Here is a 23,899-nt window from a genome sequence, read left to right as displayed (position 1 = left end):
ATGAAAGCATGGGCCCCCGAACTGACCAATGCCAGGATCCTGATCGTCGATGACGAATCGGCCAACGTCCTGCTGCTCGAAAAGCTCCTCAAGACGCAAGGCTGCACTCGCGTCACCTCGACCACCGACCCGCGCAATGCACTCGCAATCCAGTGCCGCGAACCGCAGGACCTGATCCTGCTCGACCTGCGCATGCCGCACATGGACGGCTTCGACGTGATGCGCGCGCTCGCCGACATGGACCCCGAGAACCTCCCGCCTGTGCTGATCCTCACCGCCCAGCCCGACATGCCCACCCGCCTGCGCGCGCTCGACTCAGGCGCCCGCGACTTCATCACCAAGCCCTTCGAATGCCTAGAAGTGCTCTCCCGCATCCGCAACATGCTGCAGATGCGCGTGCTCGAAAGCCGGCTCAAGCAGCAGAAGGAGGCGCTCGAGGAGACGGTGCGCGCGCGCACCTGCGAAGTCACCGAGACACGTCTCGAAGTCGTGCGCCGGCTCGGGCGGGCCGCCGAATACCGCGACAACGAGACCGGCCTGCACATCCTGCGCATGAGCAAGATCTCGGCGAACCTCGCCCGCCATGCGGGACTCCCCGCATCCGACTGCGAACTGATCCTCAACGCCAGCCCGATGCACGACATCGGCAAGATCGGCATCCCCGACGCGATCCTGCTCAAGCGCGGCAAGCTCGACGCGGAGGAGTGGAAGATCATGCGCACGCATACGGTGATCGGCGCGGAGATCCTGTCCGGCCACGACTCGGAACTGATGAACATGGCGCGCAACATCGCCCTGAGCCATCACGAAAAGTGGGACGGCACGGGCTACCCGCACGGCATCGGCAGCACCGACATCCCGCTCGCCGCGCGCGTCACGGCGGTCGCCGACGTTTTCGACGCGCTGACTTCGGAGCGCCCCTACAAGCGCGCCTGGCCGGTCGAGGACGCGCTGGCGGAGATCCACCGCATGGCCGGCTCCCACCTCGATCCGCAACTGGTGACGCTCTTCCACGACACGCTGCCGGAAACGCTGCGCGTGATGCAGCAGCATGCCGAACCGGTCGGCGAAACGGCGATCCACGTGCCGGAAGAATGTACGGCCACGGCAGACGATTGAGCGCGAAGAAGCCGCCCCCACGACAAGCAGAGACATAACAACGTGACCAGAATCTACGTCGTCGAAGACAGCCCCTCCCAGGCGGCCGTCATGCGCCACCTCCTCGTCCAGGCGGGCTACGAGGTGGAAGTCTTCGGAAACGGCCGCGCCGCGCTCGACGCGCTCAACGGCCAGCCCGACCTGATCCTCTCCGACATCGCGATGCCGGTCATGGACGGCCTCGCGCTGTGCGAAGCGGTCAAGCGCTCGCCGGCGTGGCGGCACATCCCGGTGATCCTCGTCACCGCGTCGAACAAGTTCGAGGAGCTGGTCAACGGCCTCAACGCGCTCGCCGACGGCTACCTCAACAAGCCCTACAACCCCAACGTCCTGATCCAGACGGTCTCGACGCTGCTGCAGCGCAAGGCCGCCGGTGCCATCCGCCCCGCGCAGACGAGCACCACCCTGCCCGTCACGCAGGGCGGCAAGACCTACCCGCTCGTCGCCGACCGCGCTCGCGTGTTCGACTTCTTCTCGATCGCGCTGCTGAATTCGTCGGTCCAGGCGCAGGAGCTCGAAGAACGCGAGAAGAAGCTGAAGGAGACCAACGTCCAGCTCGCGCGCCACATCGAGCTGCTGTCGGCGTCCGAGGAACGCTTCCGCTCGCTGATCGCGGCCGTGCCCGACATCGTCTACAAGCTCGACGCGAACGGAAACTTCACCTTCCTCAACGACGCCATCACGCGCCTCGGCTATGACCCGGGCGAGCTCGTCGGCCAGCATTTCAGCACCCTCGTCCACCCCGAGGACGTGCCGAACGCCAGCGCAGAGCTCGTCCTCCCGCGCCTGTCCGGCAGCGCCGCGCCCAACGCGCCCAAGCTCTTCAACGAACGCCGCACCAAGGAACGGATGACGGTCGGCCTTCGCGTGCGCCTGATCACCAAGACTCACGCCTCGGTGTTCGGCGAGCTGTGCACGATCGGCTCGGCGCTCGTGCACGTCGAGGTCAACAGCATGGGGCTGTATGGCGAGACGGGTCAGGCCGAGCGCAAGTTCATCGGCACGGTCGGCGTCATCCGCGACATCACGGAACGGCTGCTCTTCGAGGAGGAACTGAACCAGGCGAAGGAGATGGCCGAGACCGCGAGCCGCGCGAAGTCGGAATTCCTGTCGTCGATGAGCCACGAGCTGCGCACGCCGCTCAACGCGATCATGGGCTTCAGCCAGCTTCTAGACTCGCCCGAGGCGCCGCTCGACGACAACCAGAAGCAGTGCCTGCAATACATCGTCGACGGCGGCAAGCACCTGCTGCGGCTCATCGACGACATCCTCGACCTCGCGAAGATCGAGTCCGGCGGCAACACCCTCGACATCCACTCGACCGACCCGGCCCCGCTGCTGAAATTCGCGCTCGAAGCCTCGGAAAAGCTCGCCCGGCCGCGCCAGGTCGCGGTCGTCGCCGAACTGCCCGAACGCCTGCCGAACGTGATGATCGACGCAACGCGGTTCCGCCAGGTCATGCTCAATCTGCTTTCGAACGCGATCAAGTACAACCGGCCCGAGGGCGAAGTCCGCCTTACCGCCGAGACGCGCGACGGACGCCTTCGCGTCAGCGTCTCCGACACCGGCCACGGCATTCCCGTCGAACGCATGCCCGAGCTCTTCCAGCCCTTCAACCGGCTCGGATTCGCCTCCAGCGGCATCGAGGGCACCGGCATCGGACTCGTGATCACCAAGCGGCTCGTGGAAAGCATGGGCGGCGAGATCGGCGTCGACAGCGACGTCGGCGTCGGCAGCACCTTCTGGGCGGAATTCCCCGTCGACCCGACGCCGGAACTCGACATCGAAGACGCGGAAGAGGTGCCTTCGCGCGACTTCATCGCCACGCTCGATCCGGGCCGGCCGGTGAACATCCTGTACGTCGAGGACAACCCGATCAACGCGTTGCTGATGCAGCGCAGCCTCGCCCGCGTTCCTGGCCTGGTGCTGCACATCCGCGAGAGCGCCGAAGAAGGCATCGACTTCGCCCACCATCACTGCCCGGACCTGATCCTGATGGACGTCCGCCTGCCGGGCATCAGCGGCGTCGACGCGGTCAGGATCCTGAAGTCGATCCCCGAGACCTGCGACATTCCCGTGATCGCCGTGACGGCCGACGCGATGCTCCACGACATCCGCAACGCCCGGGACGCCGGCTTCCACGCCTACCTGACGAAGCCGATCGACCTCGACACCCTCTACGAGCGCCTCCGCGACGCTCTACCCGCCTGACGGCCATGGTGACATCGCTCAGTCTCGACATCGCGGCCACGTTCCGACAGAAGGTCCGGTGGATCACATCGCCGCGCCGCTGGATCGCAGCCGTCGTCGTCGTCGGACAGCTCGCGCTGACGCTGCTGCTGTGGAACGGCCTGGAACTGCTGATCGAAGAGCGCCAAAGCCGCCTCCTGGACGCGGAAACCACCGGACTCGGCCAACGTTTTGCCGATTCGCTGCAGCAACGGATCACCGCCCTCGAACGGATGGCGAAGCGTTGGGAGGTTGCTGGCGGCACGCCACACGCGCAGTGGGAACAAGATGCCGCCAACTATGTCGCCGATCTGCAGGGATTCCTGGCGCTGCAGTGGGTCGACACACAGGGCCGCGTACGGTGGGTCGTGCCCGAGCGCGGCAACGAAGCGGCCATCGGTCTCGACAACTCGCGGGACCCGATCCGCTACCGGATGCTGGAGCGTGCGCGGGCTTCGGCGGCGCCGATCGTCACCGGCCCGATCAATCTGGTCCAGGGCGGACGGGGCCTGCTGATCACGCGCGCGCTGACGGTCGGCCGGCAAGCCGACGGCTATCTCGTCGCCGTCTTTCGCGTCGACGAACTCCTGGACCCCTTGAGCCGGGAAATCGACTCGCTGAGCTTCGGGCTCGAAGTGACGCTGGGTGGCGAGAGCGTGTTCCGCCGCGGCGTCCCACCCCAATCCAGCCGGGCGCAAGCGCAGGTGCGCAAGTTCGTGATCAACGACGACGCCGGCTGGCAGTTCCGGATCTGGCCGAACGATGCGGCGGTACAGCGTGGCCCCTTCTCCGACCTCTTTCTCGCCAGCGGTGTTGCGATCACTGCGCTGGTCGCCGTCGCCTTCTGGTTCTGGGGGCGCAATGCCCATGCTGCGCGCAAGCTCAAGGAAGCGAACCTCGCACTCAGCACCGAACGCAATTTCATCACCGGCCTGATCGACAACACCAATGCCTTGTCGATCGTGTTCGATCCGGTCGGGAACATCGTCCGCTTCAATCGCGCCTGTGAAGAGCTCACGGGTTACAGCGCTGGAGAAGTGCTCGGCAAGCGCCTGTGGGACGTCGCCGCGCCGGAGGCCGAAATTCCGCGCACCGTCGAATCCTTCGCCCGCCTCGTCGCCCGCGGCCATCACGGCCGTTTCGAAGGCAGCCTCGTCGCCAAGGACGGACGGGTCTACGAGATCGCCTGGTCGAACAGCGTCCTGACGGAGCCGGACGGACGGCCGAAATACGTCATGTCGGTGGGCCTCGACGTCACCGAGCGCAAGCGGGCCGCCGACGCGCTGGTCGCGGCGAAGGAGGATGCCGACCGCGCGAACCGGGCGAAGTCGGAATTCCTGTCCAGCATGTCGCACGAATTGCGCACACCGATGAACGCGGTGCTCGGCTTCGCGCAGCTGATCGCCATGGACCGCCATCTGGCTCCCACGCACCGCGAAAGCGTGGACCAGATCCTGAAGGCTGGCGACCTCCTGCTCCACCTGATCAACGACATCCTCAATCTGTCGAAGATCGAATCCGGACGCATCGAACTCCAGCTCGAGACGATCGCCTGCAGCGACTTGATTGCCGATTGCATCGGGATGGTCTCGCCGCTCGCGCAGCGCAACGAGGTGAAGATCGAGTCGAGCGGCGACCAGGGCCTCGCCGTCGAGGCGGACCATCAGTTCTTGAAGCAGATCGTGCTGAACCTGCTGTCGAACGCCATCAAGTACAACCGGCAAGGCGGCCTCGTCCGCGTCCACAGCGAGCTCGACGCCAACGGCCACCTGCGGATCATGGTGTCCGACACCGGCCAAGGCATCGCGCCCGAACAACAGGCCCAGCTCTTCGAACCTTTCAACCGGCTCGGCGCGCAGAACGGCAGCATCGAAGGCAGCGGCATCGGGCTCGTCGTCTGCAAACGGCTCGTCGAGGCGATGGGCGGCGACATCCATGTCGTGAGCGACCCGGGCCACGGCAGCACCTTTACCGTCACCCTGCCGGACGCCCGCGACGCGACGGGCGCAGATTCGACCCGACCACCGGGAACGCCCCCCGACGCCTCCACTGCGCCCGCGGAGGCCCACGAGCACGCTCCTATAATGGCGCTGTGAAGAACCTGCTCTCGCCCCATCTACAAAAGCAAGGCCGCCCGATCGCGGTCGCGGCCGTGATTTTCCTGATGGCAACGGCCGTCTCCGGCCTGCTCGTCTGGAAGCAGGAGGAGAGCCGTCAGCGCAGCGAACGCGCGACGATCCAGGAAAAGATCGAAAGCCGCGCACACGCCGTCCGGCAAGTGCTCGAACGTTCGATGTCGGCGACGTATGCGCTCGCCGCGCTGGTGCGCCAGGGCGGCGGCACGATCCGCGATTTCGACACGCTGGCCGCTCAGATGCTGCCCTTCTACCCGGGCGCCGCCGCGTTGCAGCTCTTGCCGGGCGGGGTCATCCGACAGGTCGTCCCTCTCGAAGGCAACCGTACCGCCATCGGGCACGACATCCTCCACGATGCCGGAAGAAGCCGCGAAGCCTGGCTCGCGCGGGACACGGGCCAGCTGACCCTCGCCGGTCCCTTCAACCTCGTCCAGGGGGGCAGCGGCGTCGTCGGAAGGCTGCCGGTGTTCCTCGACGAGCAGACCGGAACGAAGGAATTCTGGGGCTTCGTCACTGTTGTCACCCACCTGCCCGAGGTGCTCGAACCGGCCCAGCTCAAGGCACTGGCCGACAACGGCATCGCATACCAGCTGTGGCGCCCCCATCCCGACAACGGCGAACGCCAGCTGATCGCCGCATCCACGCCGTCACCGCTCCCGGAGCCGGTCGAAGCCAGCATCGACATCGCCAACGTCCGCTGGACACTGAGCGCGGCGCCGGCGGCCGGGTGGGCGAATTCGACCGAGCTTCCGGTCAATGCGGCCTTCGGCTTCGCGTTTTCGGCGGTGCTCGCCTACCTCGCGATGATCCTCGTCGAACTGAAGGCCCACCGCCGCGGACTCGCGACGCTGGTGCAGGACCGCACCGCGGAGATCCTCGCCACACAGGCGCAACTGCAGTCCACCCTCGACGCGATCCCCGACGTCCTGTGCGAGCTCGACATCCACGGCCGCTACCACGCCTACCACGCGCCGCGGAACTCGGCCTTTGCCGCGCAACCGGAAGAACTCATCGGCAAGACCGTCTTCGAGCACCTTCGTCCCGGCGCGGCGACGACGATCATGTCCGCGCTCGAGGAAGCAGAGCTCGAAGGGCAATCGCAGGGCGCACAATTCCCGGTGCATCTGCCGACCGGGACGCTGTGGTTCGAGCTGTCCGTTTCCCGCAAGCCGACGCCCCCGGGCAAGGACGTCCGCTTCCTGCTCCTCGCGCGCGACATCACCGAGCGCAAGCGCCAGGAGCAGCGCGCGCGCAGCCTGCTGACCGAGAACCAGGCGATCCTGCGCAATGCGATGGTCGGGATCGTCCAGGTCAAGCAGCGCACGATCGTCGGCTGCAACCGGCGCGTCGAAGAGATCCTCGGCTACGAGCCCGGCGAGCTGGTCGGCACATCCACCCGCGTCGTCTTCGCGTCCGACGCGCAATTCAAAACGATCGGCGAGGAGTCGTACCGCACGCTGTCCACAGGCGGGTGCTACAACGAGGAACTGCCGATGCAGCGCAAAGACGGCACGGTGTTCTGGGGCGCGGCGACCGGCAGCGCCATCCATCCTCGTCGCCCGCACGAGGGCAGCATCTGGATCATCGCCGACATCAGCGACCGCCGACGCGCGAAGGAAGAGCTGCTGCGCCTCAACGAGGAACTCGAAGAACGGGTCGCGCAGCGCACCGAGGAGTTGCTCGCGGCGAAGGAAGAAGCCGAGCGCGCGAACCTGTCGAAGAGCGAGTTCCTCTCCAGCATGAGCCACGAGCTGCGCACGCCGCTCAACGCGATCCTCGGCTTCTCGCAACTGCTGAAGGCCGACCCGGCCGCCCCCCTCACCACCGACCAGGGCGAGAGCCTCGACGAGATCCTGCGCGCAGGCAAGCACCTGCTCGCGCTGATCAACGAGGTGCTCGACCTCGCGCGCATCGAAAGCGGCCGTCTCGAACTTGCCCCCGAGTCGGTCGAGCTCGCCCCGCTCGCGCAGGAATGCCTGTCGCTCGTGCGCCCGCTCGCCGAGGCGCGCCGCATCGCGCTCGGCGCCGAGGTGCCCACCGACTGTCTGCTGCGCGTCGACCGCCTGCGCCTGCGCCAGCTGCTGTTGAACCTCCTCTCGAACGCCGTCAAGTACAACCGCGACGGCGGCGAGGTGTCGCTCGTCGCCACCACCGAGCCCGGCCTCGTGCATCTCGCCGTGCACGACACCGGCATCGGCATCGCCCCCGAGTTCCTGCCGCGTCTCTTCAAGCCCTTCGAGCGCCACGGCGAAGCGAGCCGCCAGGTCGAGGGCACCGGCATCGGGCTCGCGCTGTGCAAGCGGCTCGTCGAGGCGATGGGCGGCACGATTGCCGTCGACAGCCGCCCGGGCGAAGGCAGCGTCTTTCGCGTCACGATCCCCTGCACGCCGACCCCGGCCGCCTGCGCGAGCCCCGCCGCGGCGCACGAACCGGAGACCACCGCCTCGTCCGACGCCGGCGGCGCGACCCACACCCTGCTCTATGTCGAAGACAACGCCGCCAACCTGCGCCTCGTGCAAAAGATCATCGCCCTGCACCCGCAGCTGCGCCTCATCGACGCCGCCACCGCCGAGACCGGCCTCGAGCTCGCCCGCGCCTGCCACCCCGACCTCATCCTGATGGATCTCGGCCTCCCCGGCATCTGCGGCATGGAAGCGCTGCGACGGCTGCGGCAACAACCCGAATTCCGCGATACCCCGGTGGTCGCCGTCAGTGCCAACGCGATGCCGAGCGACATCGTGCTCGCCCGGGCCGCGGGCTTCGACGACTACCTCACGAAGCCCCTCGACTTGGACAAATTCCAGGGCATGCTCCAGACTCTCCTCGACAAGGCCGAATCATGAGCACGCCGCACCGGGACCCTCCTCCAGCCACCAAACGCGCCCGGGCCGCACGTGCCCGGCGGGCCACGCTGCGCGCGACGAGACCGTCGCCGATCCTGCTGCCGCGTCGCGTCGACGACACGTTGCTCCGCGTTCTCGACAGCCTGCCGGCGATCATCTACGTCAGCGACATGCAGTCGCACGAAATCATTTTCGCCAACCGCTACACGCACGAGGCCTTGCAGACCGACAAGCTGGTCGGCCGCGTGTGCTGGCAGGCGATCCAGGTCGGACAGACGGGGCCTTGCGAGTTCTGCACCAATCCCCGGCTTGTCGACGAGCACGGCAGCCCCGCCGAACCTCACGTTTGGGAGTTCCGCAATACGCTCAATGGGCGCTGGTATCACATCTACGACAGGGCCATCGAATGGCTGGATGGGCGCATCGTGCGCCTCGAAATCGCCACCGACATCACGCAGCGCGTTACCGCCGAAACCCGGCTGCAACGGCTCACGATGATCTACGCGGCCCTCAACCGCTGCAACCAGGAAATCTTCCGCTGCAACAGCGAAGATGAGCTCTTTCCCCGCGTGTGCCGTGCCGCGGTCGAACTCGGGGGAATGCGAGCCGCATGGGTCGGACTGGTCGATCCGGACACCGGGATCCTGAACCCAATCGCGGCCTTCGGCACCGGGGCCGAAGAGCAGATCCTGCAAGAGCCCCTGCCGATCTCCGCTTCGGCCCCGCTCGGCCGCGCACCCACCAGCACCGCAATCCGTCTCGGACACCCCGTGTGGTGCCAGGATTTCCTCGCCGACGAACGCACCGCGTCATGGCATGAAGAGGCACGACGCCACGGGTGGGCAGCTGCCGGCGCGCTGCCGATCGTCCGCGACGGCAAGGTCATCGGGAATTTCACACTCTATGCGGGCGAGACCGACGCCTTCGACGAAGCCGCGCAGAACCTGCTGGTCGAGTTGGCGTCGCGCCTCGGCATCGCCCTCGAAAAGATCGCCCGCGAACACGACCGGAAGCATTCCGAAAACGCACTTCGCTTCGTCGCCGAAGAGTTGTCCGTGGAGTCCGGATCGAGCTTCTTCCAAGCCCTGGCCATCCGGCTCGCCAAACTGCTCGATGCCGACTTCGCGCTCGTCGGCGAACTCGATGCCGAAGGCGAAACGGTGTCGACGATCGGCCTGGTCACGCCCGATGGCGTAGCAAACAACTTCCGCTATGAACTTCCCGGAACCCCCTGTGCGGACACGGTCGCGACGGGCTGCTCGATTCATCGCTCCACCGTCGCTACCCTGTTCCCGGACGACCTGCATCTCATCGAGATGGAAGCGCAAGCGTACGTCGGCGTGCCGCTGCGCGACGAAGCGGGCGATACGATCGGCCTCATCGCCGCCCTTTGGCGTCGCCCGCTCACCCCCGACGAGCACCCCGAACACGTCATGCGGATCTTTTCCGCACGCGCGGCCGCCGAACTCGTCCGCAGCAGGACCGAAACGGCGCTCCAGCTCACGCGGTTCAGCCTGGAAGCGGCGACCGACGGCCTCTTCTGGATCAACTGCGACGCGCGCTTCGTCGACGTGAACTCGGCCGCCTGCCAGCTTCTCGGCTACGACCGCGCGGAACTCCTCCAGCGCGGCATCGCTGACGTCGACGTCCGCTACAGCACTGACGGATGGTCGCGCTTCTCGGACCGGCTCACGAAACGCGGCTCGATCAGCTTCGAATCGATGCTCCGCCACCGCGACGGCCACCTGATCCCGGTCGAAGTCGTCGCCGGCCACGTCAAGATCGGCAACAGGGAACTGAACTGCTCCTTCGTTCGCGACATCAGCGAGCGCAAGCGAGCAAAAGAAGCACTGGAACGGCTCAACGAGGAACTCGAAGAGCGCGTCGCGCAGCGCACCGAGGAGCTGCTCGCGGCGAAGGAAGAGGCCGAGCGCGCGAACCTGTCGAAGAGCGAGTTCCTCTCCAGCATGAGCCACGAGCTGCGCACGCCGCTCAACGCGATCCTCGGCTTCTCGCAACTGCTGAAGGCCGACCCGGCCGCCCCCCTCACCACCGACCAGGGCGAGAGCCTCGACGAGATCCTGCGCGCAGGCAAGCACCTGCTCGCGCTGATCAACGAGGTGCTCGACCTCGCGCGCATCGAAAGCGGCCGTCTCGAACTTGCCCCCGAGTCGGTCGAGCTCGCCCCGCTCGCGCAGGAATGCCTGTCGCTCGTGCGCCCGCTCGCCGAGGCGCGCCGCATCGCGCTCGGCGCCGAGGTGCCCACCGACTGTCTGCTGCGCGTCGACCGCCTGCGCCTGCGCCAGCTGCTGTTGAACCTCCTCTCGAACGCCGTCAAGTACAACCGCGACGGCGGCGAGGTGTCGCTCGTCGCCACCACCGAGCCCGGCCTCGTGCATCTCGCCGTGCACGACACCGGCATCGGCATCGCCCCCGAGTTCCTGCCGCGTCTCTTCAAGCCCTTCGAGCGCCACGGCGAAGCGAGCCGCCAGGTCGAGGGCACCGGCATCGGGCTGGCGCTGTGCAAGCGGCTCGTCGAGGCGATGGGCGGCACGATTGCCGTCGACAGTCGCCCGGGCGAAGGCAGCGTCTTTCGCGTCACGATCCCCTGCACGCCGACCCCGGCCGCCTGCGCGAGCCCGGCCGCGGCGCACGAACCGGAGACCGCCGCCTCGCCCGACGCCGCCGGCGCGACCCACACCCTGCTCTATGTCGAGGACAACGCCGCCAACCTGCGTCTCGTGCAAAAGATCATCGCGCTGCACCCGCGGCTGCGCCTCATCGACGCCGTCACCGCCGAGACCGGCCTCGAGCTCGCACGCGCCTGCCACCCCGACCTCATCCTGATGGATCTCGGCCTCCCCGGCATCTGCGGCATGGAAGCATTACGCCGCCTGCGGCAGATCCCTGGCCTGCGCGATACGCCAGTGATCGCGCTGAGCGCGAACGCCATGCCCGACGACATCACATCGGCGCGCGCCGCCGGTTTCGACGACTACCTCACCAAGCCGCTCGATGTCGCACGCTTCCAGGCCCTGCTGAAAAGCTATCTGCAGGGCAGCGCGATCAACCCTTTATCCAGCCGCGCTTGAGCGCATAAGCTGCCAGCCCTGCCGCCGTCTCGATGCCGAGCTTGCGGCGCAGGTTCAGGCGATGCGTCTCGACGGTGCGCACGCTGACGTCGAGCTTCTGCGCGATGCGCTTGTTGCTGTCGCCCTGCGCGACGAGGATCAGCACCTCGCGCTCGCGTTCCGTCAAGGCGTTGTCTTCTGCCTGAGGAGTCGCCAACGCGGCCGTCAACGCACTGCTGAAGTAGGCGCCGCCCGCCGCCACCGCCCGGATCGCCGCGATGATCTCGCTCGAGGGCGCATCCTTCAGCACATAGCCGCGCGCGCCCGCCCGCATCGCCGACATCACGTAGCCCTGGCTGTCGTACATGCTCAGGATCAGCACCCGCAGCACCGGACAGCGCTCCCCGAGCGCGGAGGTCAGCTCGATGCCGGTCATGTCCGGCAGGCCGACATCGACCAGGGCCAGGTCCGGACGCAGGCTTTCGACCGCCGCCAGCGCCTCCTTGCCGCTCGCCGCTTCGCCGACGATCTCGAACTCCTCGATATCCCCGAGCCGCGCCCTCAACCCGTCGCGGACGAGTTGATGGTCATCGACGAGAAACAGCCGGATCTTCGCGCCACCACCTTCGCTCATCACGCCTTTCCTTTCCCGGCCGCGCTCGGACACGGCAGTTCCACCGTCAGTTCGGTCCGGCCCGGCGTCGAAACAACCGCCAGCCGCCCCCCATGGTGTTCGATCCGCTCGCGCATGTTCCGCAGTCCGATGCCGCCGCTGCGCGGGTGGTCGATCCGCGACGTGTCGAAGCCGCAACCGTCGTCCGCGATCGCGAGCCGCACCCTGCCGCCGAGCGCTTCGAGCCCGAAGCGCACATGCTGCGCGCCCGCATGCCGCTCGATGTTCGTCAGCGCCTCCTGCGCAATCCGGTACAGCGTCGTCGCCCCCGCCTCGTCGGCCGAGAGATCGACCTGACCGATCGCGGCATCCACGGCGATGCCCGTGCGCGCGCGGAACTCGTCCAGCAGCTGCCCGAGCGCCGCCGGCAGACCGAGATTGTCGAGCAGCGAGGGCCGCAGGTTGTGCGAGATGCCGCGGATCTCGGAAATCGCGACGCCCAGCCCGTCGAGCCCCTTGCCGATCTGCTCGGCGACGTCATCGCGTCCGGCGACCGCGCGCTCCTTCGCGAGTTCCAGATGGTATTTGACGGACACCAGCAGCTGGCTCAGCCCGTCGTGCAGGTCGCGCGCGACTCGCGCACGCTCCTCCTCGTGCAAGGTCACGATGCGCTGCGCGAGCGCCTTCAGCTGCCGATCGGCGAGCTGGTGTTCGCTGATGTTGAGCGCCATGCCGCCCGCAAACACGATCAGCAACGCGGCGACCGCGACCAGCGTAAAGCCGAAAACCGTTTCCGTGATCCGCGAGGACATCTGGTCGCGCAGCCTCGCGCGCACCGCCTCGACGTCATCGAGGTAGATGCCGGTGCCGAACACCCAGCCCCAGCGATCCAGCGACACGACGTAGCCAAGCTTGTCGGTCTCCTTGTCGCTCGAAGGCTTGCGCCACTTGTACTGCAAGAATCCGTCGCCCGACGCCGCGACCTCGATCAACCGCTGGATGACGGGCAGTCCCTCCGAATCCTTCTTGTCCCACAGGTTGCGTCCGACGAGTTCGGTCTGCCGCGGATGGACGAGGCTGAGGCCCGTGACGTCATACGCGAAGAAATAGCCGTCGTCGCCGTAATTCATCTCGCTGAGGATGCGCTTCGCCTCGGCCTTCGCCGCGTCATCGTCGCGCCCGGACGAATACAGGTGGTCGATCGAAGTCCGCGCGAGCTGCACGTAGTGCTGCAGCTCCGCCCGCTTCGCCGCGAGCATCGCCTCCTTCAGCACCGCCTCCTGCTGCTCGACGAGATCGCGCGCCTGCATCGCGACGAGGATCGCGATCGCCGACACCGCCGCAATCAGCGGCAACACCGCCAACACGATGACCTTGTATTTCAGACGCACCGCATTTCCTCCATTCCAGCCCCCGATTGTAGTGTTCCGGCCCACGCGCGGAGCGGGCTACGTAGTACTACGCAGACCCGCAAAGTAGTACTGCGAATGGTCCGCAAGACCGTTTGGGGCCAAAGTCGCGGCCAATCTCCGGCAGGGTGCCGGAGCCCGGACCCCGTCCGGTACGACCAGAGCCTATGCAAAAGGCCGCCCGGACAAAGGAGGAGTGAAATGACAAGTCTCACAAGACATGCGGCGGGAGCCGTGCTCGCGGTCCTCGGCGCATCCGCGCTCGGATACATCGCGCTCAACCGCGGCGAAACGATCAACGCCCTGTGGATCGTCGTCGCCGCCGTCTGCGTCTACCTCATCGCGTACCGCTATTACAGCCTGTTCATCGCCGACAAGGTGATGTCGCTGGACCCGAACCGCACCACCCCCGCCTACCGTCACAACGACGGCCTCGACTACGTGCCGACGAACAAGTACGTGCTCTTCGGCCACCACTTCGCCGCCATCGCCGGCGCCGGCCCGCTCGTCGGCCCGGTGCTCGCCGCACAGATGGGCTACCTGCCGGGCATGCTGTGGATCCTCGCGGGTGTGGTCTTCGCCGGCGCGGTGCAGGACTTCCTGGTCCTCTTCGTCTCGACGCGCCGCGACGGCCGTTCGCTCGGCGACTTGGTGAAATCCGAACTCGGCCCCGTACCCGGCGTGATCGCGCTCTTCGGCACCTTCATGATCATGGTGATCATCCTCGCCGTGCTCGCCCTGATCGTCGTGAAAGCCCTCGCCGAAAGCCCCTGGGGCACCTTCACGGTCGCGGCGACGATTCCCATCGCGATCTTCATGGGCCTCTACACCCGCTACATCCGTCCCGGGCAGATCGGCGAGGTGTCGGTGATCGGCTTCGTGCTGCTGATGCTCGCGATCATCGGCGGCGGACAGGTCGCCGCGAGCGAAACCTGGGCGCCGCTCTTCACCTTCAACGGCAAACAGCTCACCTGGATGCTGATCGGCTACGGCTTCGTCGCCTCGGTGCTGCCGGTGTGGCTGCTGCTCGCGCCGCGCGATTACCTGTCGACCTTCCTCAAGATCGGTGCGATCGTCGCGCTCGCCGTCGGCATCGCCTTCGTCGCCCCCGACCTGAAGATGCCCTCCGTCACCCGCTTCATCGACGGGACCGGACCGGTCTGGGCCGGCAACCTTTTCCCCTTCCTCTTCATCACCATCGCCTGCGGCGCCGTCTCCGGCTTCCACTCGCTGATCGCCTCCGGCACCACGCCCAAGCTGATCGAGAACGAAACGCACGCCCGCTTCATCGGCTACGGCGGCATGCTGATGGAGTCCTTCGTCGCGATCATGGCGCTGATTGCCGCCTCGATCATCGATCCGGGCATCTACTTCGCGATGAACAGCCCGCTCGCCGTGCTCGGCCCGACCGCCGAGACCGCCGCGCAGGTCATCTCGAACTGGGGCTTCGTCGTCACGCCCGAGCTCCTGACGAGCACGGCCGCCGCGGTCGGCGAGCACAGCATCATCGCCCGCGCCGGCGGCGCACCGACGCTCGCCGTCGGCATGGCGCAGATCTTCTCGGTGATGTTCGGCGGCACCGGCATGATGGGCTTCTGGTACCACTTCACGATCCTCTTCGAAGCCCTCTTCATCCTCACCGCCGTCGATGCCGGCACCCGCGCGGGCCGCTTCATGCTGCAGGATCTCCTCGGCACCGTCGTGCCCGCGATGAAGCGCACCGACTCCTGGGTCGGCAACGCCATCGCCACCGCCTTGTGCGTCGCCACCTGGGGCTACTTCCTGTACCAGGGCGTCGTCGATCCGCTCGGCGGCATCAACACGCTGTGGCCGCTCTTCGGCATCTCGAACCAGATGCTCGCCGCCGTCGCACTGATCCTCGCGACCGTAGTGCTCTTCAAGATGAAGCGCGAGCGTTTCGCCTGGGTCACGCTGGCTCCCACCGTGTGGTTGCTCGCCTGCACGCTGACCGCCGGCTGGCAGAAAGTCTTCGACGCGAACCCGAAGGTGGGCTTCCTCGCCCAGGTCTCGCGCTACAAGGCGGCGCTCGAGCGCGGCGAACTGCTCGCTCCGGCCAAGACGGTCGACCAGATGCAGCAGATCATCCTCAACAACCAGATCGACGCCGGCCTCTCCGTGTTCTTCATGCTCGTCGTCGTGAGCATCCTGGTCTACGGCCTGCGCTCATGCTGGCAGGCCTACCGCGTCGCGCATCCGACCACGCAGGAAGTCGGCGCGTCGGGCACCGCGTCGCAGGGCGCCGCGGCGTAGGCGCGTGTTCAACGACCTCTCCAAGCTCGGCAAGTATCTCGGGCAGGCCGCCCGCCTGATGGTGGGCCTGCCCGACTACGACACCTACGTCGCGCACATGAAGGCGACGCACCCGGACCGCCCGGTGATGAGCTACGAGGAATTCTTCCGCGAACGGCAGGAGGCCCGCTACGGCGGAGGCTCCGGCCGCTGCTGTTAGGTGGACGACATGGAAAACACCAACGCCTCGCCCATCCCGGTGACCCTGCTCACCGGCTTCCTCGGCGCCGGCAAGACCACGCTGCTGAACCGCATCCTCGCCGAGGCGAGCGGCCAGCGCATCGCGGTCATCGAGAACGAGTTCGGGCCGGTCAACATCGACAGCGAGCTGCTGGTGCAACAGACCGCGGAAGTCGTCGAGATGACCAACGGCTGTCTGTGCTGCACCATCCGCGGCGACCTCGCGAAGAGTCTCCTCGACCTCAAGGCGCGCCGCGACGCCGGCGAGCTCGCCTTCGACCGCATCGTCATCGAGACGACCGGCCTCGCCGCCCCCGGCCCGGTCGTGCAGACCTTCTTCGCCGAACCGGAGCTAGCCGACAGCTACCTCCTCGACGCCGTGCTCGCCGTCGTCGACGCGATCCACGCGCCGCGACAACTCGACGAACATCCGGTGCTGCTGAAGCAGATCGGCTTCGCCGACCGCCTGCTCGTCTCGAAGAGCGAAGGCATCGCGGACGAGCGATTCGACGCCCTCGCCGAACGCCTCGCCCGCATCAACCCGCGCGCCCCGATCCGGCGACTTGCCGCGACCGGACCGCTCGACCTCGCCTTCCTGCTCGACATCCGCGGCTTCAACCTCAACGAGACGCTGCTCGCGAACGACGCCCCGCGCTTCCGGCCCGCCGCAGCCGGCGCCGCCAACGCGTTCGGGCGCCGCAACCACCCGGACGAAGTCGGCGCGCTGCTGCTGGAACACGCCGGCGACGTCGACCTCGACCGCATCGGCGCCTTCGTGCAGGGCATTCTCGATCGCCACGGCGACGACCTGCTGCGCTACAAGGGCGTGCTCGCGATCCCCGCCCAGCCGAACCGCCTCGTCTTCCAGGGCGTGCATCGGCTCGCCGGCTTCGACTACGGCTCGCCATGGAGCGTCGCCGACGCGCGGCGCTCCCGGATCGTGCTGATCGGCCGCCGGCTCCCGGAGGCCGAACTGCGTGCCGGCTTTGCCGACTGCGTGCCAAGGTGAGCTGAGCCCCTCCGCCCCCACGTCGGCCCGGCGGCGACGTTCGGCGCGAGCATCGGTTGCCCGCGCGCAATGCCGGGCACATAATAGCTGGGGCCGCCGGCGAATTTCGGCTGGCGGCGCCGACCCGCACCCGAAGGGGGCTGCCATGGACCTTCCCGCACTCCGAAGGCGGCTGTTCGCCGCGGCGCTTGTGGCGCTTCCCGCGGTGCACGCACAGGAGCCGCCGCAGCCGCGCCCGAAGATGGCATTCGACTGCTGGATCTCTGCGGAGCAGCGCGATGCACCGATCCACTACATCGCCTGCATCCGGGACCGCGGCGACGAGCCGCCGATCGACGAGACGGTCGATCCGCCGGAACTCATCGCGCTCGACGAGGCCCATCGCCTGCTGCACGAGGGCAGGCTCGAGGACCTCGACCGCTTTGTCAGCCAGCACGCCCCCGCCCTGAGCAACGGCAAGATGTGGAAGATCCGCATCTTCAGCTATCCGACCGAGTGGTCGTGGGACGAGGAGCGCCCCCAGTTGCTCGTGCGCATGCTGTGTCCCGAAGGTTACGACTGCCCGGTCTTCATCAGACGTTGAGCGGGCGCCGCTCGCCATTTCGGCTACACGTTCTTGTGCGTCCCGTCACAGAAGGGCTTATGCCCCGAATGCTTGCAGCCGCAAAGATAGGCCGTTTCACTCTTCTCCGCGACGAACTGCACCGGTCGGAACGGCCCGCCCTTGTGCGAGCCGTCGCAGAACGGCTGGTGCTTGCTGTTGCCGCATTGACACCAGAAGTAAGTCTCGCCGGCCTTCAGCTCGACCGCGTACGGTCCCTTTTGCGCGACATTCGGACTCGGCTCGCTCATGAGGCTCTCCTAGACGACGTGGACGCAAGGACGTACCGCGCCCGCACAGGTTCAATCTAGGCACCCAACGGTAGCGCGCAAGCGGAATCTAGTAGTGCGGCGGAATTTCGTCGCGCAAATCGCGCCGCGAATCGGGCTTCAGCGTCGCCATCTGGCGATGCATTTCCGCGAGCTGCGTCTGCAGGCGTTCGATCTGCTTCTGCTGCCGGAACACCGTCATATTGAGCGCGTCGACCGTATCCTCGGCGAGCGCGAGCTTGCTTTCGATGCGCGCAAAGCGCTCCTCGATCGAACCGTCCATCATGCCTCCTCCAGCACCGGGGCGCTCTCACCCAGGATCGACCGCGCCACAGCTTCGGCGACGCGGATGCCGTCCACACCCGCCGACAGGATACCGCCTGCGTAGCCCGCCCCCTCACCCGCCGGGAAGAGCCCCCGCACGTTGAGGCTCTGGCAGTCGTTACCGCGTGTGATCCGCAGCGGCGACGAGGTTCGCGTCTCCACGCCGGTCAACACCGCGTCGCGCATCGAGAACCCTTTGATCTGCCGCTCGAAAGCCGGCAGCGCCTCGCGCACCGCCTGGATCGCATAGTCCGGCAGGCTGGTCGCGAGGTCCGTGAGCTTCACGCCCGGCTTGTACGAAGGTTCGACCGAACCGAGCACCACCGACGGCTGCCCCTTGATGAAGTCGCCGACCAACTGCGCTGGCGCGACGTAATCGCCACCGCCCAGTTCGTACGCGCGCGACTCCCACTTGCGCTGGAAGTCGATCCCGGCAAGCGGTCCGGCCGAGGGGAAATCCTCCGGCGTGATACCGACGACGATGCCGGCGTTCGCGTTGCGCTCATTGCGCGAATACTGGCTCATGCCGTTCGTGACGACACGTTCCGGTTCTGAGGTCGCCGCGACCACCGTGCCGCCCGGACACATGCAGAAGCTATACACGCCCCGCCCGTTCTTTGCGTGATGCACGAGCTTGTAGTCCGCCGCCCCCAGAATCGGATGCCCCGCCTGGGGGCCGAAGCGCGCGTTGTCGATCAGCGACTGCGGATGCTCGATGCGGAAGCCCACCGAGAACGGCTTCGCCTCCATAAACACGCCGCGCGCATGCAGCATCTCGAAGGTGTCGCGTGCGCTGTGACCGAGCGCGAGCACGACGTGGTCGCTGCGGATCTCGCCGCCGCCCTCGATCATCACACCTCGCACCTGGCCGTCCTCGATCAGAACATCGCTCACGCGCTGCTTGAAGCGGATCTCGCCGCCCAGCGCCTCGATGTCCGCGCGCAGGTTCTCGACCATCGTGACCAGGCGGAAGGTGCCGATGTGCGGCTTGCTGACGTAGAGGATCTCCTCCGGCGCACCGGCCTTTACGAACTCCGTCAGCACCTTGCGGCCGTAGTGCTTCGGGTCCTTGATCTGGCTGTAGAGCTTGCCGTCGGAGAAGGTCCCGGCGCCGCCTTCGCCGAACTGCACGTTCGACTCCGGGTTCAGCACGTTCTTGCGCCACAGGCCCCAGGTGTCCTTCGTGCGCTCGCGCACCGCCTTGCCGCGTTCAAGCACGATCGGCCGGAAACCCATCTGCGCCAGAATCAGCGCCGCGAAGATGCCGCAGGGCCCGAAGCCGATCACGACGGGCCGATGCGCGAGCTGTTCCGGCGCATTGCCGACGAAGCGGTAATTCATGTCCGGCGTCGGCGAGATGTGGCGATCCGACTCGAACTTCTGCAGCAGCGCGGGCTCGTCGGCGACTTTCACGTCGACCGTGTAGATCAGCATGATCGCACCGCGCTTGCGGGCGTCGTAGCCGCGCTTATGGACGGTGAAGTCGAGCAGTTCGTCGGGTTCGATCGCAAGGCGCGCAACGATCGCGTCGCTCAGCGCGCCCTCGGGATGATCGAGCGGCAGCCTGAGTTCGGTAATTCGCAACATTCGGGGGAGTCCAGTGATCCAGTTCGGCAACGGTTCCGGCGCACGCGCCGGAGGGCCGCATTCTAAACGGGATCGCTGCCGGCTACTGCAATCGCAGCGTTCTCTCTCACCTCGATGCCCTTCAGCACCAGCACAAGCACCGTGCCGACCGCCATCACCGCCGCCGCGACATACAGCCCGTCGGCATAGCTCCCCCTCCCCGCCGCGAGCCAGCCCGTCACCGCTGGCCCGAGGATCTGCGCCACGCCGTACGCGATCGTCATCTTGCCCATCATCTTCGCCGGACGCGTCGGGTAGTAGCGCCCCGCCATCGTCAGCACCAGGCTCACGGCGCCGATGAAGTTGCCGCCGAAGAGCAGCGCGCCCAGCAAGGCCGGCGCCAACCCGCCCGCGAGCGGCAGCAGGATGCCGGCGATCTGCAGCACGTACGACAGCACCAGCGAATTCAGGTAGCCGATGCGCCGGGCGATGAAGTCCCACACGATGCAGGCCGGCACGGCCGACAACCCCAGCACGAGGAAGACCAACGCCCCCCGCCCTTCGAGCCCCGGAAGCTTGTTGACGATCGCGACGATGAAAGTCGCGCTGACGACGTAGCCCACGCCCGCGCAGAAATACGCCGCCATGAACACGCGCATGAAGGCCGGTCCGGGCGGATTGTCCTCCATCTTCTGCCCGCCGACCGTGAAGGACGTGCGATCCGGCGGCGGCAGCCAGCGCCACGCAGGAATCAGCAGCAGCACGCCGAGCCCGCTCAAAATGAACCACTGCGTCCGCCAGTCGAACCACTGGCTCATCACCCACACCGCGACCGCGCAGCCGGCGATGCCGAGACCGATGCCGGTGAAGTGGATACCGAGCTCGGAGCGGTGCTGATGCCGGATCAGCCAGTTCAGGATCAGCCCGGTGCCGAGGAGCATCCCCGACGCGCTGCTCAAGCCCGCGACGAAGCGCCACACGGACCACCAGAACACATCCGTCGTCAGCCCCATCGCCACCGTGCTGACAACTGCGACGACGAGCCCGATGCGGTACAGCCGGTCCTTGAGCACGAGGTCGCTGATCAACGAGGCCGTCAGCGCGCCGGTGAGGTAGCCCGCGTAGTTCCACGCCGCCAGCCATCCGCCTTCGGCAACGCCCAGCCCGGCTTGCGCCTGCATCAGCGGCAGCAGCGGCGTATAGGCGAAGCGCGCGACGCCCATCACCAGGATCAGGCTGAGGATCCCCGCGCCGAGGACCTTCATCCGCTGCATCTGCTCTCTCATCAGGGGCTGTCCTTATCGTTTGACTCGATACGGTACGGTATGGAGAGAAGCAGCGCAAGCAATCCTGATTACGACATAAGCACGCTTGATGCACCACGCTAGCTTGCCGCACGGAATACGACATCTGCACCGTGACGCACGCCACGGCTCGCACGGATCGTTACTCACCCGCGGCCGGGCAAGACCGGAACCCTTCTCTATACTGGGAGCGCTGCCCGATCAATCATCGAGGAGAGTGCGATGTCGGCCCACGTGTACAAGCTCGTCGAAATAGTCGGTTCCTCCCCCGTCAGCGTCGATGACGCCATCCGCAACGCCATCGATACCGCTGGGAAGACCGTCCGTCATATGGACTGGTTCGAGGCGACCGAGATTCGCGGCCACATCACCGACGGCAAGATCGCGCACTTCCAGGTCAAGCTGAAGGTGGGTTTCCGGCTGGAGTCGTGACCTCGCCGTCCTGCGCGAGCATCGCGCGACGGGTTTCGGGCGTCTCCAGACTGATCCGCCCGAGCGCGCCGCTGCGGTAGTCGTTGAGCAGGATCTGCGAGGCCTTCTCGAGATCCGGCGCGCCGCCCTTCAGGCGGCAGCCGCGCTTCGCCGCGACCGTCTCCACGACCCCGACCCCGTCGAGCGCTTCGAGCCGTTCCGGCGCGACGCCGTAGCGGCTCGCCAGCAACGCCGGATAGCGGTCGAGCAGCAGGTTGCCGAGGAACTCCGCGACCTCCTCGTCGATCACGGCATTGCGCCCGATCGCGTGGCTCGCGGCGAGCATGAAGCCGTCCGAATCGTGCTCGATCTTCGGCCACATCAGGCCCGGCGTGTCGGTGATCGTCGTGTGCGAGCCGAGGTCGAAGGTCTGCTGCTGCTTGGTCACCGCCGGCTCGTCGCCGACCGCCGCCACCCGGCGCTTGAGCAGCGCATTCATCATCGTCGATTTGCCCACGTTCGGGATGCCCATGATCATGATGCGCAGCGGCTTCGTGCCATCGTTCCGGTGCGGCGCGAGGCCCTGGCACAGGGCCGGCACGCGCGCGACGTCGCCTGGCTTCTTGCATGACAAGGCCACCGCCTTCACGCCCGGCTGGCTGTTGAAGTAGTCCAGCCATGCGCGCGTCGCGACCGGGTCCGCCAGATCCGTCTTGTTGAGGATCTTCAGGCACGGACGCTGACGGAAGAGACGCAGCTCGCGAATCATCGGATTGCTGCTCGCCTCGGGAATGCGGGCGTCGAGCACTTCGATCACGACATCGGTCAAAGCCATGGTCTCGGCCGCTTTCTTGCGCGCCGAGGTCATGTGACCGGGAAACCACTGGATGGGCATCGGAAACTGAATCTGTAGACAAGGCGCGCATTATCGCCTCGATCGCGTGCCGATTGGGGCAAAATGGCGGCCTTTCAAGGAATACCCATGAATCGTGACGAAGTGATCGCCGCCACGCGGCAATGGCTGGAAAAGGCCGTGATCGGGCTCAACCTGTGCCCGTTCGCAAAATCCGTCTATGTGAACAATCAGGTCCGCATCGTCGTCAGCGACGCGAAGCATACCGACGCCTTTCTCGAGGACCTCGACCGCGAACTCGAATTCCTCGCCGAAGCCGACCCGGCCGAAGTCGACACCACGCTCCTCGTCCACCCGACGCTCTTCCAGGACTTCCTCGACTTCGACGAGATCGCCGCGATCGCCGAAGAGGCCGTCGTCGAGCACGAACTCGAAGGCGTGCTGCAGGTCGCGAGCTTCCACCCGCGCTTCCAGTTCGAGGACAGCGAACCCGACGACATCGAGAACTTCACCAACCGCTCGCCCTTCCCGACCCTGCATCTGCTGCGCGAAGAAAGCGTCGAGCGCGCCGTCGCGGCTTTCCCGAACGCGGAGACGATCTACGAACGCAACATCGAGACGATGAAGAAGCTCGGCAAGGACGGCTGGAAGGCGTTGGGGATTCCCGGCGACTACGACGACAAGTAAGTCCATGTCCGCCAAACCCCACAAAGCCCACAGGAGCGCACCCGCAGCGAAGCCGGCCTCGCCCGATCCCCTGCTCGCCGAGCTCCGCCCAGGCCAGTCTGTCGAACTGCTGAAGGAACTCCACATCCTCACGCGCGACGGCAAGCTCAACCAGGACAGCCGCCGCAAGCTCAAGCAGGTCTACCACCTCTACAACTTCATCGAACGGCTGATGGAAGAGGTGCTCGCCGAGCGCGGCGACCTGACGCTCGCCGACCATGGCGCGGGCAAGTCCTACCTCGGCTTCATCCTCTACGACCTCTTCCTGAAGGCCAAAGAGCAAGGCCGCGTGTACGGCATCGAGACGCGCGACGAACTCGTCGCGAAGTCGCGCGAACTGGCCGACCGCCTCGGTTTCGGGCGTATGTCTTTCCTCAACCTGACGGTCGAGGAATCGATCGGCTCGACCGAGCTGCCAGAACGCATCGACATCGTCACGGCGCTCCACGCGTGCAATACCGCGACCGACGACGCGATCCGCTTCGCCCTCGAAAAGCACGCCCGTTTCATCGTGCTCGTGCCCTGCTGCCAGGCCGAAGTCGCCTCCGTGCTGCGCAAGCACAAGAGCGAATCCTTCGCCAGGACGCCGCTCTCTGAGATCTGGCGCCACCCGATCCACACCCGCGAGTTCGGCAGCCAGCTCACGAACGTCCTGCGCTGCCTGCTCCTCGAAGCGCACGGCTACCAACTGACCGTCACCGAGCTCGTCGGCTGGGAACACTCGATGAAGAACGAGCTGATCGTCGCCCGCGCGACCGGCCAGCGTCGCGGCAACGCGCGCGAGCGCCTCGAACAGATCCTCAGCGAACTCAACCTGGAAGAGCTCGCCCCGCGCTTCGCATACTGATCGGAACATCCATGCTCCCTGCGGGTCCACCGGGCATCGAC

The 23,899-nt window shown here is 66.7% G+C and carries 19 protein-coding genes; 12 read left to right on the top strand and 7 right to left on the bottom strand.

The window, feature by feature from the left end; all coding sequences use genetic code 11:
• From AZKH_RS10335 to AZKH_RS26285, 5 genes are all read left to right on the top strand, one after another.
• Window positions 1-1,119 (top strand): HD domain-containing phosphohydrolase, encoded by a 1,119-nt coding sequence (locus tag AZKH_RS10335; RefSeq protein WP_015435715.1) that lies wholly within the window; start codon window positions 1-3, stop codon window positions 1,117-1,119.
• A gap of 42 nt (window positions 1,120-1,161) precedes the next feature.
• Window positions 1,162-3,369 carry a response regulator gene (locus tag AZKH_RS26300; RefSeq protein ID WP_015435714.1) on the top strand — a complete coding sequence of 736 codons (2,208 nt, stop codon included), beginning with the start codon at window positions 1,162-1,164 and terminating at the stop codon, window positions 3,367-3,369.
• Window positions 3,370-3,374: 5 nt separating this feature from the next.
• Entirely contained in the window at window positions 3,375-5,483 is a 2,109-nt protein-coding gene (locus AZKH_RS26295; protein ID WP_015435713.1) for an ATP-binding protein, read from the top strand.
• Window positions 5,484-5,551: 68 nt separating this feature from the next.
• Entirely contained in the window at window positions 5,552-8,365 is a 2,814-nt protein-coding gene (locus AZKH_RS26290) for an ATP-binding protein (protein ID WP_231874508.1), read from the top strand.
• Window positions 8,362-11,457: a GAF domain-containing protein gene (locus tag AZKH_RS26285; protein WP_015435711.1), complete on the top strand. Its 3,096-nt coding sequence runs from the start codon at window positions 8,362-8,364 to the stop codon at window positions 11,455-11,457. The genes AZKH_RS26290 and AZKH_RS26285 overlap by 4 nt, the downstream gene beginning before the upstream one ends.
• Here the strand turns inward: AZKH_RS26285 and AZKH_RS10305 are convergent.
• Window positions 11,432-12,070 (bottom strand): response regulator transcription factor, encoded by a 639-nt coding sequence (locus AZKH_RS10305; RefSeq protein ID WP_015435710.1) that lies wholly within the window; start codon window positions 12,068-12,070, stop codon window positions 11,432-11,434. The genes AZKH_RS26285 and AZKH_RS10305 overlap by 26 nt on opposite strands.
• Window positions 12,070-13,440, bottom strand: a complete 1,371-nt coding sequence (locus tag AZKH_RS10300) for a cache domain-containing protein (RefSeq protein WP_015435709.1) — start codon at window positions 13,438-13,440, stop codon at window positions 12,070-12,072. Before AZKH_RS10300 ends, AZKH_RS10305 begins: the two co-directional genes overlap by 1 nt.
• 219 nt (window positions 13,441-13,659) lie before the next feature.
• On the opposite strand from AZKH_RS10300, the gene AZKH_RS10295 reads away from it, so the two are divergent.
• The 4 genes from AZKH_RS10295 (at window position 13,660) to AZKH_RS10280 (ending at window position 17,540) form a co-directional block, all read left to right on the top strand.
• Window positions 13,660-15,729: a carbon starvation CstA family protein gene (locus tag AZKH_RS10295; protein ID WP_015435708.1), complete on the top strand. Its 2,070-nt coding sequence runs from the start codon at window positions 13,660-13,662 to the stop codon at window positions 15,727-15,729.
• A 4-nt stretch (window positions 15,730-15,733) separates the two neighbouring features.
• On the top strand, window positions 15,734-15,928 hold the full coding sequence (locus AZKH_RS10290) for a YbdD/YjiX family protein (protein WP_015435707.1): 195 nt from the start codon (window positions 15,734-15,736) through the stop codon (window positions 15,926-15,928).
• 9 nt (window positions 15,929-15,937) lie between these two features.
• Window positions 15,938-16,957 carry a GTP-binding protein gene (locus tag AZKH_RS10285; protein ID WP_015435706.1) on the top strand — a complete coding sequence of 340 codons (1,020 nt, stop codon included), beginning with the start codon at window positions 15,938-15,940 and terminating at the stop codon, window positions 16,955-16,957.
• Window positions 16,958-17,102: 145 nt separating this feature from the next.
• Complete coding sequence (locus tag AZKH_RS10280; RefSeq protein ID WP_015435705.1) at window positions 17,103-17,540, top strand: hypothetical protein; 438 nt, start codon at window positions 17,103-17,105, stop codon at window positions 17,538-17,540.
• A gap of 23 nt (window positions 17,541-17,563) precedes the next feature.
• Here AZKH_RS10280 and AZKH_RS10275 read toward each other — a convergent pair whose 3' ends face one another.
• From AZKH_RS10275 to AZKH_RS10260, 4 genes are all read right to left on the bottom strand, one after another.
• Window positions 17,564-17,809 (bottom strand): CDGSH iron-sulfur domain-containing protein, encoded by a 246-nt coding sequence (locus tag AZKH_RS10275; RefSeq protein WP_015435704.1) that lies wholly within the window; start codon window positions 17,807-17,809, stop codon window positions 17,564-17,566.
• Between the two features lie 88 nt (window positions 17,810-17,897).
• Window positions 17,898-18,113, bottom strand: a complete 216-nt coding sequence (locus tag AZKH_RS10270; protein ID WP_015435703.1) for a SlyX family protein — start codon at window positions 18,111-18,113, stop codon at window positions 17,898-17,900.
• On the bottom strand, window positions 18,110-19,738 hold the full coding sequence (locus tag AZKH_RS10265; RefSeq protein ID WP_015435702.1) for an NAD(P)/FAD-dependent oxidoreductase: 1,629 nt from the start codon (window positions 19,736-19,738) through the stop codon (window positions 18,110-18,112). The genes AZKH_RS10270 and AZKH_RS10265 overlap by 4 nt, the downstream gene beginning before the upstream one ends.
• A 62-nt stretch (window positions 19,739-19,800) precedes the next feature.
• The gene (locus AZKH_RS10260) at window positions 19,801-21,003 is read right to left on the bottom strand and encodes a YbfB/YjiJ family MFS transporter (protein WP_015435701.1); all 1,203 of its coding nucleotides are present in this window, start codon (window positions 21,001-21,003) and stop codon (window positions 19,801-19,803) included.
• Between the two features lie 240 nt (window positions 21,004-21,243).
• Between AZKH_RS10260 and AZKH_RS10255 the strand changes: the two genes are divergently transcribed.
• Window positions 21,244-21,453, top strand: a complete 210-nt coding sequence (locus AZKH_RS10255) for a dodecin (RefSeq protein WP_015435700.1) — start codon at window positions 21,244-21,246, stop codon at window positions 21,451-21,453.
• Here the strand turns inward: AZKH_RS10255 and ylqF are convergent.
• Window positions 21,419-22,327 (bottom strand): ribosome biogenesis GTPase YlqF, encoded by a 909-nt coding sequence (ylqF, locus tag AZKH_RS10250; RefSeq protein WP_015435699.1) that lies wholly within the window; start codon window positions 22,325-22,327, stop codon window positions 21,419-21,421. The genes AZKH_RS10255 and ylqF overlap by 35 nt on opposite strands.
• 87 nt (window positions 22,328-22,414) lie before the next feature.
• Here ylqF and AZKH_RS10245 point away from each other — a divergent pair, with 87 nt between their 5' ends.
• Together AZKH_RS10245 and AZKH_RS10240 are read left to right on the top strand one after the other, a co-directional pair.
• Window positions 22,415-22,972, top strand: a complete 558-nt coding sequence (locus AZKH_RS10245; RefSeq protein ID WP_015435698.1) for a DUF1415 domain-containing protein — start codon at window positions 22,415-22,417, stop codon at window positions 22,970-22,972.
• Between the two features lie 4 nt (window positions 22,973-22,976).
• Complete coding sequence (locus tag AZKH_RS10240) at window positions 22,977-23,858, top strand: SAM-dependent methyltransferase (protein ID WP_015435697.1); 882 nt, start codon at window positions 22,977-22,979, stop codon at window positions 23,856-23,858.
• The last annotated feature ends 41 nt before the right edge of the window (window positions 23,859-23,899 follow it).

Source organism: Azoarcus sp. KH32C (assembly GCF_000349945.1).
GTDB lineage: Bacteria > Pseudomonadota > Gammaproteobacteria > Burkholderiales > Rhodocyclaceae > Aromatoleum.
The sequence above is the reverse complement of the archived record's forward strand: the minus strand, read 5'-3'. Positions and strand labels throughout refer to the sequence as shown.